The following is a 13,690-nucleotide window of genomic DNA, read 5'->3' as shown; positions in this document are numbered from 1 at the left end:
GATTGCGGACATGAAATGAGGACGCTAGCGACGAGCGCATGACATCGGTCCGCTCACGCTCGCCGGCGCTCGTCGCTGCCTTTCAGTCGCTTGGCCTTGCCGCTTCGCTGGTTGCGGCGACGCCTCCGGCGGCGGCCGAACAGATCATTTATGCCAATGCGACGGTAATCGATGGCACCGGTGGTCCGGCCCGCCGCGATCAGGATATCCTGATCGACGGCGAACGGATCGTGGCAATCGGCGCGCATGGCGCTCTGGCGTCGCAGGCGAGCGGCGCCCGCCGCGTCGATCTGTCAGGCCGCTTTGTGATTCCCGGGCTGATCGACAGCCACGTCCATCTCGCGACCCCGCCCAACCGCGTGCGCGCCGAAGCGATCCTGCGCCGCCAGCTCTATGGCGGAGTGACCGCGGTGCGCGACATGGCTGATGACCTGCGCGCGGTGGGCGAGCTTTCGCGCGCGTCGCTGGTCGGCGAAATACCCGCGCCCGACATCTATTATGCCGCGTTGATGGCCGGGCCATCTTTTTTCGAGGATCCCCGCGTTCTTGCGGTCAGCCGTGGTTTCACGCCGGGCACGGCACCCTGGATGCAGGCGATCGACAAAAAGACCGATCTGCGCGCGGCGGTCACCTTGGCGCGCGGCACGTCGGCGAGCGCGATCAAGATTTACGCCAACCTGCCCGCCGAGCGCGTCAAGGCGATCACTACCGAAGCACATCGCCAGAAGCTGATGATCTGGGCGCACAGCGCGGTCTTCCCTGCCCGCCCCGCCGACGTCATCGCGGCGGGCGCCGATTCGATCAGCCATGTCTGTTACCTCGGTTACGAAGCGCAGCCTGAAATGCTCGCTGCCTATCAGGACCGCACCCCTGTCGACGAGGCACGCCTCGCGGCGAACGGCGACGATCCGGTCGTCGCCCGCCTCTTCGACGCGATGCTGAGGCGAGGCACGATCCTCGACGCGACCGGCAGCCTGTTCGTGAAATTCGAAGCCGCGCGCAAGGCCGATCCGAAAGCGAAACCGCTCCGCTGCAGCGGCGCGCAGACGATCCGCCTGACCCAGCAGGCGTGGCGGGCGGGCCTGCCGATTTCCACTGGCACCGATTTCGTCGATCCCGCCAGCAATCCCTGGCCCGAAGTCCATGCCGAGCTTCGTTATCTGGCGCACGACGTCGGCATGCCGCCGATCGCGGTCATTCATTCGGCGACGCTCGTCGGCGCGCGCGCGGCGGGCCGGGACAAGGATATGGGATCGATCGAGCCCGGAAAGCTCGCGAATTTCGTCGTGCTCGCGGCCGATCCGCTCGCGGATATCAACAATATCGAACAAATCGAAATGACGGTGAAGCGCGGCCGCGAATATCGGCGCGCCGACTATGTCGCACCGACGGCGAAGGAGCTTGGAAATGACGATTGACCGGCGCGCAATATTGGCAGGTGCGGCGGGCCTCGCCGCGACATCGTTGCTGCCTGCTGCTGCGGCGCGCGCCGCCGCGGCACCAGACAGCCGCAAATGGGTGATCGTGAATGCGCTCGGCGGGCTTGCCGACCCCAACATACGCGATGCCCCCGACCCCTTTTCGCCGCGCGTATTGGCCGAGGGGCATGCCTCTGGGATCACCGCGATCAACTGCACGCTCGGCTATGTCGCGGGTCCGGCAGATCCGTTCGAAAAAAGCGTCGCCGACGTCGCCGAAATGGACATGCTGCTGCGCCGCTATCCGCGTGACCTGATCAAGATATTGAGCGCCGCCGACATCCGCCGCGCCAAGGCCGAAAAGAAAATCGGGATCATCTATGGCTTCCAGAATGGTGCGATGATGGGCAAGGACGCGGGCCGCGTCGACATCTTTGCCAACATGGGCGTGCGCATCTTCCAGCTCACCTATAATCCCGCGAACCAGCTCGGCGACGGATCGATGGCGCCGGACAATCGCGGCCTGACGCCCTTTGGGCGCGAGGTGATCGAACGTCTCAATGCGCAAAAGATGATCGTCGACCTGTCGCACAGCGGCGAGAAGACCTGCCTCGAGGCCGCGCGCGCGTCAAAGGCACCGATCTCGATCAATCACACCGGCTGCCGCGCCGTCACCGACCTGCCGCGTAACAAGACCGATGCCGAACTGCGGCTGGTTGCCGAAAAAGGTGGGTTTGTCGGCATCTATTTCATGCCGTTCCTCAACATTTCAGGCCATGCCCGCGCCGAGGACGTCGTCCGCCATATCGACCATGCCGTGAACATCTGCGGCGAGGATCATGTGGGCATCGGCACCGATGGCCATATCGGACAGATCGACGATCTTCAGGCCTATGAAGCGGTACTCGCCAAGGAGATCGCCGAGCGCCGTGCGGCGGGGATCAGTGCGGTCGGCGAGCGGCCCGATACCTATCCCTTCGTCGTCGACCTGCGCGGGCCCGACCAGTTCCGGAAACTGATCGGTCTGCTCGCCGCGCGCGGATATTCGAGCAGCCGGATCGAGAAGATCATGGGGCTCAATTTCGTGCGCCACGCCGAAGGCGTGTGGGGTGGCTGAGGCAATCCGTTTCATCGACGCGGCCGAGGTCCACCGGCGGCTCGACCATGCGACATGCATCGAGTTGATGAAGGGTGCGATGATCGCGCTGGCCGAGGGACGAAGTCGGCAATTGCTGCGCGGCATCATCGACCTCGACGGCGGCGACCTGTTCGGCGTCATGCCCGGCGCACTCGACGGCGCAGGCTTCGGTGCAAAGATCATCAGCATTTTTCCCGCCGCCGCCGCTCATGGCAGCTCGCATCAGGGCGTCATCATCCTGTTCGACCGCACGAGCGGCGCGCCCGTTTGCGTGATCGACGCCAGCGAAGTCACCGCGATCCGGACCGCCGCCGCGTCGGCCGCAGCGACCGACGCACTCGCGCGCGCCGACGCCCGTAGCCTCGCGATATTGGGAACCGGCGAGCAGGCTTGGCATCACGTCGCGGCGATCCGCCATGTCCGCCCGCTGGATGACGTACGGATATGGGGCCGTTCGCCCGCAAAGGCGGCAGACCTTGTCGATCGGGTCGTCCGCGACCTGGGCCTCCCAGCGCATGTCGCAGCCTCGGTCGCCGATGCTGCGAGCGGCGCGGACATCATCTGCACGCTGACAGGCGCCGCCGAACCGGTGCTGTTCGACGCGCAGATCGCGGATGGAACGCACATCAATGCCGTCGGCTCCAGCCGGGCCGGCCCCTCCGAAATCGACGAAGCGCTTGTCGCGCGGGCGCGTTTCGTGCCCGACCATCGCGAAGGCGTTCTGGCACAGGGAGCCGAATATCTGCGCGCCAGCGCATCCGGACTGATCAACGAAGCGCATGTCCTGCCCGAGATCGGAAATATATTCTCGGGCACCGTGCAGGGTCGCCGCGCGGCTTCGGACGTCACCATCTATAAATCGCTGGGCTCGATCGTTCAGGACCTCGCCTGCGCGGCATGGCTCTGGAAAACGCACGGCGATTGAAAATCCGTAAGATCGCCCTGGCGCTATGCCCGCGTCGCGGAGCGCCTATTCCACCGAATAGGCTGCATGCGCCCCGGTGATGCGGTAAGGAAAATCATGACGATCGAACCGACTCGCTCCGATCATGGCGCGTCCATAACCGCGAAGCCGGCCTGACCCCGCCATGGCGGACTATGTCTTCAAACCGCACGAGCGGCCTACGCTTCCGGGGTCGCCCGCCAATCCCGATCACCCGACCCCGCGCATGGTGCGCCATTTCCTGATCGGCTGCCTGATCGGGATCACCGGCGGGCTTGGCAATGCGCTGGTGACCGTCAACCTCAATTTCGCGCAAGGCACGCTGGGGCTCAACAGCGACGAGGCGGCATGGCTGACCGCCGCCTATTTCATGACCAATGTCACGGCGAACCTCCTGCTCGTCAAATATCGCCAGCAATTCGGGCTCCAACCGTTTATCCGCTATACGCTCGTCGCCTATGCGGTGACGACATTGATGCACCTGTTCATCCATGATTTCTGGACCTCGGTCGCGGTGCGCGCGATGAGCGGGATCGCGGCGAGTGGCCTCTCCACGCTCACCATTCTCTATTTCTTTCAGGCGCTTCCCGCATCGAAGCGGCTCGCCGCGGTGATGATCGGCATCTGTATACCGCAGATCGCGACGCCGCTCGCGCGCGTGCTTTCGCCGGGGCTGCTCATCTGGGGCGACTGGCACAATCTCTACTGGTTCGAATTCGGGATGGCGCTGGCGACGCTCGCCGCGGTGATCGCGCAGCCCCTGCCCCCCAGCGAGCGCGAAAAAGTGTTCGAACCGCTCGACTTCCTGACCTTTGGACTGCTCGCGCCGGGCCTGTGGCTATTGGTCGCGGTGCTTTCGCAGGGACGGATCCAATGGTGGACCGAACGCGCGTGGATGGGCTGGTCGCTAGCCGCCAGCGTCGCGCTGATCGCCGCGGCCATACTCGTTGAACATCATCGCAAAAACCCGCTGCTCAACACGCGTTGGCTCGGCACGCGCGAGATGCTGCGTCTCTTTGCCGTGGCGGCGTCGATCCGCATTCTGCTTTCCGAACAGGCGTTCGGATCGATCGGCTTTCTTAGCACTGTGGGTCTGATCAACGACCAGCTGGTCACGCTGAACGTAATCGTCGTGTTCGCATCGATCGCCGGCCTCGCGACGGCGGTGCTGACGTTCCGCCCCGACAATCTGTCGAGGCCGATTATCATCGCGGTCGTGTTGATCGTGATCGGATCTTTCTTGGACGCGCAGGCTAATAATCTGACGCGGTCCAGCCAATTCTATGTGAGTCAGGCCCTGATCGGCTTCGCTTCGCTGCTCTTCCTTGCGCAGGCGATGGTGATCGGCATCGCGCGGACCCTGCTCGCGGGCGGCAAGAATTTCATCAGCTTCGTCGTGCTGTTCAGCATGAGCCAGAGCATCGGCGGCCTTGCCGGTGGCACCTTGCTCGGAACGTTCCAGACGGTGCGCGAAAAATATCATTCGCACGAACTGGTCCAGAATATCGTCGCGAGCGATCCGCTGGTCGCTGCGCGGCTGGGCGCAGGCAGCCGTGTCGTTGCAGGCACGATCGGCGATCCGGCTCTGCGCAGCGCAGAGGGCGCTGCGCTGCTGAGCCAACAAGTCACGCGTGAGGCGCATATCCTTGCGTATAATGACGTATTCCTGCTGGTCGGGGTACTTGCGATCTTGACGACGATATGGGGCTTCTTGATCAGCCGGTCTATCCGGCGGCGAAACGAGCCATCACCGGTGATATTATTGGTGCAGCGCCTGCAGGCGCAGGCACAAGCTCAACAGGGGCAATAGGATGAGCGACGAGCCCAAGGCCAAAATGCCGAAACCGGAATCCGAAACGGCAGTCCCGCCGCCCGCCACGCCCGAAGCGGCGCCTCCCTCCGATCCGCAGGTCGACGCACAGCCGTCGGCCTGGCGGCCGCCGGACAAGACGCGCACGACCGTCATTGTCATCATCGTCGCCGCCGTGCTCGCGATCCTAGCCATCCTCTACGCGTGGGACCTGCCGCCCTTCGCCGGCAGAGCGGAGCGCACCGACAACGCCTATGTCCGCGGGCGCGTGACGATCATCAGCCCGCAGGTCAGCGGCTATGTCACGCGTGTGCCGGTTCAGGATTTCGCCGAGGTCAAAGCGGGGCAGATCCTCGCGACGATCGACGACCGCATCTATCGCGCCCGCGTCGCGCAGGCCGAGGCGAACGTAGCAGCGCAGCAGGCCGCGCTGGCCAATTCGGCGCAGGCGCAGCGCTCTCGCGAGGTTGCAACCGACAGCCAGAATGCCGGTATCGCCAACGCGCAAGCGCAACTCGCCAAGGCCGACGCCGACATGCGCCGCGCGCGCGCTCTCGTCGCCGACGGATCGATTTCGACCCGCGAATTCGACCAGACGCGTGCGGCGCTGCTCGCGGCGCAAGCGGCGTTGCAACAGGCGCGCGCGAGCCGCGCAATCGGAACGCAGGACGTCCGCACCGTCGTCGTCGGACGCGCCGGGCTGGAAGCCGCTGTCGAATCGGCGAAAGCACAGCTTCGCCTCGCGCAGATCGATCTCGACAACACGATCATCCGCGCCCCCGCCGACGGCCAGCTCTCCGAAGTCGGGGTGCGTGTCGGTGCCTATGTCACCGCCGGCACGCAATTGCTGTCGGTCGTCCCGCATCATGTCTGGGTCATCGCGAACTTCAAGGAAGCGCAGACGGGCGGCATGGCGATCGGCCAGCCGGCGCGGTTCAGCGTCGACGCGTTGGGCGGTGCCGAGATGACCGGGCGGATCGAGAATCTGTCGCCGGCGGCCGGCTCTGAATTCGCCGTCCTCAAGGCCGACAATGCCACCGGTAATTTCGTCAAGGTGGCGCAGCGTATCGCGGTAAGAATCAAGATCGACGACAAGCAACCGCTTGCAAAGCGGCTGCGGCCCGGCATGTCGGTCGAGGTTCGTATCGACACGCGCGGCGGATCGAAGCGATGAAGCGCGCACGGCTCACGCTGGCAGCGGCGATTATGGCGGGGCTCACCGCCTGCGCCGGACCGAACGTCGCGACAACCAGCGTGGCGCCGGTCGACCCGCCGGTAACCTGGCGAACCGACGCCAATCCCGCTGCTCCGCTGCAACGCGACTGGTGGCAGTCGTTCGGCGATGCGACGCTCACTGCGCTGGTCGACAAGGCGCTATCCAACAACAGCGACATCGGCGTCGCGGCAGCGCGCGTGCGCGAAGCACGCGCCAATTTCGCGCTTGCCCGGGCGCAAACTCTGCCCACGATCGACGCGGCGATCAGCGGCGGACGCTCACGCTCGGTCAACCCGTTCGGCCAGCCCGCAGAACAGAATTTCGCGCAGCCGCAAATCCAGGTGGCCTATGAAGTCGATCTGTTCGGCCGCCTCGCCGACCAGAAATCGGCCGCACGCGATTCATGGTTTGCGAGCGAAGCCGCCCATGATGCCGTGCAGTTGTCGATCGCCGCCGCGGTGGCTAGCAACTATGTCACGCTGCGCGGCCTCGATGCGCGGCTGGAGGTTGCGCGCGAAACGGTACGCGCGCGATCGGAATCGCTGCGGATTGCCAAATCGCGCGTCGGGCGCGGCTATTCGCCCAAGCTCGAACTTCAGCAGGCGCAGGCCGAATATGATGCGACGGCCCAGATCGTACCGCAAATCGAACTCGCCATCGCACGGACCGAGGATGGCTTGAGCGTGCTGGTCGGCGACACGCCTCGGGCAATTGATCGGGGCACGTCCCTCGACCGTCTCACCGTCCCGGCAGTCCCCGAAGGCCTGCCGTCCGAATTGCTGCGTCGCCGTCCCGACGTCGCGCAAGCCGAGTATCAGCTCGCAGCGTCGGACAAGAACCTCGCCGCGGCACGCAAGCGCTTCCTGCCCCAAGTCCGCCTGACCTCGGCAGCCGGTGCAGCCTTTTCGACGCTGATCGGCGACCCGATTTCGATCTGGTCGGTTGGCGGCAGCATCCTTGCCCCGATCTTTCAGGGCGGCAGGTTGACAGCGCAGGCCGAAGTCGCGGGTGCGCAGCGCGACCAGGCGGCCTTCGCCTATCGCCGTACGGCGCTGACCGCATTTCGCGAGGTCGAGGATGCACTCGCTGCCGTCACGCTGATCGACGCGCAGATCGCGCTCGCCCGTTCGCAACGCGACGCGCTGGCCGAGGGATTGCGGCTCGCGACCAATCGGTATCGCGAAGGCTATTCGCCCTATCTCGAACAGCTCGACGCCCAGCGCGGACTGCTTGGCGCCGAGCTATCGTTGATCCAGCTTCGCGCCGATGCGCTCTCGGCGCGTGTTCAGCTTTTTCAGGCGATGGGTGGCGGCTGGACGACCTGCGAAGTTCCTGAAGCATGCGCCTCCGTCCCTTGACGCTCCGGTAGAGTCGAACCCCAAACCCCGTTAGCCGCGACTTGCCCGTTCCGGCAGCGCTGTGGAGCCACGCCTCAGACCACAGTCGGACCCTTTGCGGGCCGATGAAGCTGGCGGCTAAGCGAAATTCCGATTTGAAACATGGCTTTTTGGGTAAAATCTCCCTAAATCATGGGGATATCGAGCCGAATCGCGGTGCACTCGATCGAATAATTTTCCATAATTGAAAATTATGTCTTGATCGGGGTTGATTTTTCAAAAAAATCCGACTTTATAGAAAATCGCAAACCCGAGGACCGCAGGCACCTCAGGGTAAAACATAAGCGAACACCGGACCGCATAACTGCCGTCCGCAGGCGAAGGGGATAATTATGAAATTCGTTCGATCCGGCTGGTATGCGGGCACCGCACTGTCGATGATGGTCAGTTTGAACCCGGCATATGCGCAGTCAAATGACGCGGCGACCGACGTCGTTTCGAACGAGGAAATCGTGGTCAGCGGCTCCCGCATTCAGCGCGAGGGCTTTGACGCCCCGACCCCGACGACGGTGATCGGCGAAGCCGAACTGGCCCTCGGCAACCGTCCCAGCATTGCGCAGGTATTGAACGACGCCCCCCAGTTTCGCGCCACTTCGACACCCTCGACGACGCCCGGCAACACCAGCAGCGGCGTATCGACCGCCGACATGCGCGGCCTTGGATCGGTACGCACCCTCACCCTGCTCAACGGCCACCGCTTTGCCGGCGCCAACGACCTCAACATCGTGCCGCAAAGCCTGGTCAAGCGCATCGACGTCGTCACCGGCGGCGCATCGGCCGCCTGGGGCTCCGGCGCGGTTGCTGGCGTCGTCAACATCATCCTCGACGATGACTTCAACGGCTGGCGGATGGGCGTGCAGTCCGGCATCTCGTCGCGCGGCGACGCCGCACGCTATGGCGCCGACATCGCATGGGGCACGGATTTCGCGGGTGGTCGCGGTCACTTCATGGTGGCCGGCGAATATATGAACGAGCGCGGCGCGCTCAGCCGCGACGATCGGCCCAATCTTGAGGCCGGCCTGTTCCAGCGCGCCGACAACAAGCTCGAACTGGTACGCGACCCGAATTCGACGCAGCTTTACAATGGCGGCTCGATCCTCACCCTCACCGGCGCTCCGCGCAATCTGGTGTTCAACCCCGACGGCAATATCGGCGCCTTTCCGCTCGGTAGCACCACAACCGGCGTCACGACCATCGGCGGCGGCGGCCAGAACATCTTTGACTATGTGGCGGTCAGCACCCCCTATGAACGCGTCAATGCTTTCGCCCGCGCCAGCTATGACATCACCGACACGCTGAAAATCTGGGCGAACTTCAGCTATAACCGCATGTCGGCGAACTATAGCTTCTTCCCTGAGACCCCAGCGGTCGTCATCATGCCCGACAATGCGTTCCTGACGCAGGCGAACCGTAATCAGCTCGCCGCTGCGGGGGTCGCCGGTCCGTTCCTGCTGGGGCGCGTCATGGACGACGTCGGCGCCGACGGGGTGATGAAGTTCAAGTACAGCCGCCGCAATCTGGAAGGTGCGATCGGGCTCGATGGCAGCTTCGGCGACGGCTGGAAATATGACGCCTATTACAACCATGGCGAAATCCGGCTCGATCAGCAGCTCAACAACCAGCGGATCAAATCGCGCTTCACCAATGGCGTCGATGCCGTCCTTGTGAATGGCACGCCGACGTGCCGCATCAACGCCGATGCCTCGACAACCAACAACGACCCCAATTGCGTCCCGATCAACCTGTTCGGCAATGGCAGCATTTCGGACGCCGCGGCCGCCTGGGCGTTTGGCGGTTCGCAGCTTATCTACACGATCAAGCTCGACGCCGCGGGCGCCAGCGTTTCGGGTCAGCCCTTCTCGACCTGGGCCGGCCCCGTCGACATCGCTTTCGGTACCGACTTCCGCTGGGAAAAGCAGGTCACCAACTATGTCGACCCGCTGTCGCTCGCCAACGCGCTCGGCACGCTCAACTCGTCGACCACGAACGGCAGCTTCAACGTCAAGGAAGCCTTCGCCGAAGTGAACGTCCCCCTGCTCGACATCACCGACACGCTGAAGCTCGAAGTCAACGGCGCTGCCCGCTATTCGGATTACAGCACCAGCGGCGGGATCTGGTCGTGGAAAACAGGCGGCACGCTGCGCGTCGCAAACGACCTTCTGCTGCGCGCCGTATATTCGCGCGATATCCGTTCGCCCAGCATCACCGAATATTTCCTCAACCGCTCGACCAACATCGGTACGGTCTTCGATCCGTTCCAGGGTCAGAACGGCACGGTGCAGAATAATGTGGTCGTCTATGGCGGCGGCAACAAACTCCTGACGCCCGAGATTTCGCATACGCTGACGCTCGGCGGATCCTATTCGCCATCCTTCGCTCGCGGCCTGCGCCTGTCGGTGGATTATTATGACATCGACATCGACAATGTGATCACGACCGTCACGGCGAACGACCTGCTCAAACAATGCTTCGTCGCTGCACCGAACGACCCCACCTGCGGCGGCATCATTGTCCGCGAAGCAAATGGGACGATCGGATCGATCACGAACGGCTATCGCAATCTGGCCAATTACCGCACGCAGGGCCTGGATATCGAGGCGTCGTACCGCGTGCCGCTGGGCGACGGGACCCTGTCGTTCCGCGCGCTGGCCAACCATGTCTTCAACCTGAAGATCAACGGCGCGGACGTGTCGGGCTATGTCGGCGGCGACACCGCCTTCTCCACCCCCAAATGGCGCGGCACGGGCACGATCGCCTTTGGTAACGACAGCTTCGGCGCGAACCTGCGCGTCCGCTATGTCGACGGCGGGCTCGACCGCCCGCTGACGGTCGTGAACGGTGTTCCGGTGGAGATCGTGAACAACAAGGTGGGCAGCCGCACCTATGTCGATCTGGGCGTCCAGTTCAAGGCCGGCCCCTTCACCCTGTTCGGCAACGTCAACAATCTGTTCGACCGCGATCCGCCGATCACGCCCTATACCAGTCCGAATTTCGACGTGATCGGCCGCTATATTTCGGGCGGCGTGAAGCTGAACTTCTAAACCTCATACCCAGATAGTCCCGGGGGCAGCGGTATCGACGATACCGCTGCCTTTTTTTTGTGGCGATGGGGTGAAGCCGTTAAAGCGACAAAAGCACCGCATACACGCATCGGTTTTGTGTCCTTTGTGGCTTTAAGGCCAACTTTTGCCATCCCGAGCCGGCTGGATCCGGGATCGGGTCAGGGCAAGGGCCGCGCAATATTCCAAAGTTCAGGAAAGTTCAGCCCTATGAGCGCCCCGATTTGGAAGTCGCGGAGTGCTGAATATGCGCGGTACTTCTGATCATGGTCTCACCCGCAAGCAGGCAGCGACCGCTTTTTGTTCACTGAATGAAAGAGCCAGATGAGGGCTGGCACAGCCGGATAATGTAGGAAAGACCTATTTGAAGGCGATGTTTGTTTTGGGGTGCACATCCCTATCGCCAACTCCCGCTCGTTACCCACCTTCCGTCATCCCGGGCTTGACCCGGGATCCCGCTTTTCTTCCGCATCTACCGGCTTCGGCATCAAGCGGGACCCCGGATCAAGTCCGGGGTGACGATATGGAGAGGGCAGCAATCGGTCGAATAGCAGCCTACCGTCATCACGGCTCGAGCCGTACCATAGCGACGGTTGCATTATGGATCGCGTGCGACGTGACGCGGACAAAAAACCTCCCCGTCGCGCGGCGACGGGGAGGTGACAGGGTGGAGCGCCGATGGAGAGGCTCGGCCGGGCCTACCCCCCATTCAAGCTATGCCGTCAGTAATTCACCGTCATCGAGATCAGGCCAAAGGTCCATGCGACATAGAGCGGCATGATTGCCGCGAAGAGCAGTAGAAGCGCCCAAAGGGTACGGAACCAGCCGCGCTTTTCCTGGCGGACGAGGCGGAGGTTCCACGCCGCGAGAAGCGTGCCGCCGACGAGGACGACCAAGCCCGCGATCTGGAGGAACCACAGCCACGGGTCATAGGATGGCAGCGCCTTTAGTTTCGACATGCTGATCACCCACGCGGCGACCAGCGCGAGCACCAGTCCCGAAGCCACGCGGACGCCGCGATAAATACGCAGCGAACGGCGTTCGAGCGTCAGCGGCGCCTTGTAATGACGGCGGATCAGCGCTGAGGCCGGCCATTGAAGCAGGGTGAGGAGCAGGATGCCGAGGCTGACGTACATCGCGGGCATGATCCATGCCGCCGATTTCGACGCCGGCGCGCGGTCGAACACCATGAAGGGCGAGATGCCGTCGATGCTCCAGCGCACGGCCTTGCCATCGACGACCTGCGCAGCGAGCCGGCCATGCCCGTCGACATTGTGCCAGACGAACGGCGCGGTCTCGACCCACTTCGCGGGCTTGCCGTTGAGGTCGCGCCCGGCGGGGACAATGAGTTCGCCCTTCGGCCCGACGCTGATCTTCACCTGTCCGAGGAGCGAGGCGATCGCATAGAAATTCGTCTCCGCGCGGCGGCTGTTCAGCCAGTTTCCGGCGAGCATCCTCGCATGTTCGGCCGAGGTTTTCGCATCGATCCGCGTGGCAGGCATTTCGTTGCCGGGAAGATAGCGATCGGCAAAATCCTCGAACAAAGCGCGGCGCACAGGGCCGACCGACGCTTGCTCGCCCGTCGCGTTGAACGACATATAGATGCCGACATTTTCGTTCGTGAACAGGTGGAGCGCGGTGTGGAACAACTGCGTGTCGCCCAGATGCGCGATCACCTGGCGCCCGTTAATGTTGGTTTCGAAAAAGCCGAGTTCCATCCGATTGAGCGGCGGCAGGATCGTCAGCGGCGTGTCGTGCATCATCCGCGCGGTTTCAGGCTTCATCAGCCCCGCGCCCTGGTTCAGATGCGCGATCATGAATTTCGCCATGTCGGCGCCGGTCGAAGAGAGGCCGCCCGCAGGTGACGGTCCGACGATCTCGAACTTCGAGGGGCCAGCGGAAAGCTGACGATATCCCGTCGCCATCCACGGCGCGAACGCCTTGGGCAAGGGCTGACGAAAGGTCGACTGCGCCATGCCGAGCGGCTGGAAGATGCGCTGCTCGACATAATCGTCGAACGACATCTTGGTCACGCGCTCGACAATATAGCCGGCGAGCGCGGTGCCATAGTTCGAATAGGAAGGCGTCGTGCCCGGCGTATAGATGCGGTTCGGAATCCCGCCCCTCACATAGTCGCCGAGCGATATCTGGAACTTCTTGTCCTCGAACATGGTGAGCTTGCCATGTTCCTCGAACCCTGCGGTGTGCGTCATCAACTGGCGCATCGTCGCGGGCTTGCCATCCTTCAGGGGAATCTTGAAATCAAGGTAGGTGTTGACGTCCTTGTCGAGGTCGATCTTGCCGGCCTCCACCTGCTGCATCACCGCGGTCCAGGTGAACAGCTTCGACACCGAACCGGGGCGAAACAGAGTGCGCGCGGGATCGACCGGAGTGCGCTTGGCTGCGTCGGCATAGCCGAACCCGCGCTGCGTCAGCACTTGCCCGTCCTTGACCACGACGATCACCGCGCCTGCAAGATCACCGCGCTTGAGCGCGAAGGGGACGAAGCCGTCGAGCCAGCTATCGACATCCTGTTTCGTCAGTGTTGCCGGTGGCGCGAGCGGAGTCTGGGCTGGCGGCGCAAGCTTTTGCGCCTCGGCCGCCGGTTTGGGCGCGATCGCGGGCGCTAGCGGCGTTGCGGGCTTCGAAGCCGCCGTGCCGAGCATCATGACGAGCGGAAGCAGCGCGAATAATTTGACCGAGCGCATC

The 13,690-nt window shown here is 63.5% G+C and carries 8 protein-coding genes; 7 read left to right on the top strand and 1 reads right to left on the bottom strand.

The annotated features are described in order from the left end of the window. Positions 1-38 precede the first annotated feature (38 nt). The 7 genes from KEC45_RS04870 (at position 39) to KEC45_RS04840 (ending at position 10,963) form a co-directional block, all read left to right on the top strand. Complete coding sequence (locus KEC45_RS04870; protein WP_252171572.1) at positions 39-1,418, top strand: amidohydrolase family protein; 1,380 nt, start codon at positions 39-41, stop codon at positions 1,416-1,418. Continuing rightward, positions 1,408-2,535 (top strand): dipeptidase, encoded by a 1,128-nt coding sequence (locus KEC45_RS04865; RefSeq protein WP_062182384.1) that lies wholly within the window; start codon positions 1,408-1,410, stop codon positions 2,533-2,535. Before KEC45_RS04870 ends, KEC45_RS04865 begins: the two co-directional genes overlap by 11 nt. Then, positions 2,528-3,481, top strand: a complete 954-nt coding sequence (locus KEC45_RS04860; RefSeq protein WP_252171571.1) for an ornithine cyclodeaminase family protein — start codon at positions 2,528-2,530, stop codon at positions 3,479-3,481. The genes KEC45_RS04865 and KEC45_RS04860 overlap by 8 nt, the downstream gene beginning before the upstream one ends. A gap of 163 nt (positions 3,482-3,644) precedes the next feature. Beyond that, positions 3,645-5,309 carry an MFS transporter gene (locus KEC45_RS04855; RefSeq protein ID WP_252171570.1) on the top strand — a complete coding sequence of 555 codons (1,665 nt, stop codon included), beginning with the start codon at positions 3,645-3,647 and terminating at the stop codon, positions 5,307-5,309. A gap of 1 nt (position 5,310) precedes the next feature. Next, entirely contained in the window at positions 5,311-6,483 is a 1,173-nt protein-coding gene (locus tag KEC45_RS04850) for an HlyD family secretion protein (protein ID WP_252171569.1), read from the top strand. Next, positions 6,480-7,883 (top strand): efflux transporter outer membrane subunit, encoded by a 1,404-nt coding sequence (locus KEC45_RS04845; protein WP_062182393.1) that lies wholly within the window; start codon positions 6,480-6,482, stop codon positions 7,881-7,883. Before KEC45_RS04850 ends, KEC45_RS04845 begins: the two co-directional genes overlap by 4 nt. Before the next feature lie 371 nt (positions 7,884-8,254). Then, complete coding sequence (locus KEC45_RS04840) at positions 8,255-10,963, top strand: TonB-dependent siderophore receptor (RefSeq protein WP_252171568.1); 2,709 nt, start codon at positions 8,255-8,257, stop codon at positions 10,961-10,963. Between the two features lie 740 nt (positions 10,964-11,703). Here the strand turns inward: KEC45_RS04840 and KEC45_RS04835 are convergent. Then, positions 11,704-13,689 (bottom strand): serine hydrolase, encoded by a 1,986-nt coding sequence (locus KEC45_RS04835; RefSeq protein ID WP_252171567.1) that lies wholly within the window; start codon positions 13,687-13,689, stop codon positions 11,704-11,706. Position 13,690 lies beyond the last annotated feature (1 nt).

Source organism: Sphingopyxis sp. USTB-05 (genome assembly GCF_023822045.1).
Classification (GTDB): domain Bacteria; phylum Pseudomonadota; class Alphaproteobacteria; order Sphingomonadales; family Sphingomonadaceae; genus Sphingopyxis.
Note: the sequence above shows the minus strand (reverse complement) of the source record. Positions and strands in the feature narration are given on the sequence as shown.

Bases quoted from the DNA above. Each gene is read 5' to 3' on its own strand.
- KEC45_RS04870 (WP_252171572.1), top strand. From the start codon at position 39: ATGACATCGGTCCGCTCACGCTCGCCGGCGCTCGTCGCTGCCTTTCAG.
- KEC45_RS04865 (WP_062182384.1), top strand. From the start codon at position 1,408: ATGACGATTGACCGGCGCGCAATATTGGCAGGTGCGGCGGGCCTCGCC.
- KEC45_RS04855 (WP_252171570.1), top strand. From the start codon at position 3,645: ATGGCGGACTATGTCTTCAAACCGCACGAGCGGCCTACGCTTCCGGGG.
- KEC45_RS04850 (WP_252171569.1), top strand. From the start codon at position 5,311: ATGAGCGACGAGCCCAAGGCCAAAATGCCGAAACCGGAATCCGAAACG.
- KEC45_RS04845 (WP_062182393.1), top strand. From the start codon at position 6,480: ATGAAGCGCGCACGGCTCACGCTGGCAGCGGCGATTATGGCGGGGCTC.
- KEC45_RS04840 (WP_252171568.1), top strand. From the start codon at position 8,255: ATGAAATTCGTTCGATCCGGCTGGTATGCGGGCACCGCACTGTCGATG.
- KEC45_RS04835 (WP_252171567.1), bottom strand. From the start codon at position 13,689: ATGCGCTCGGTCAAATTATTCGCGCTGCTTCCGCTCGTCATGATGCTC.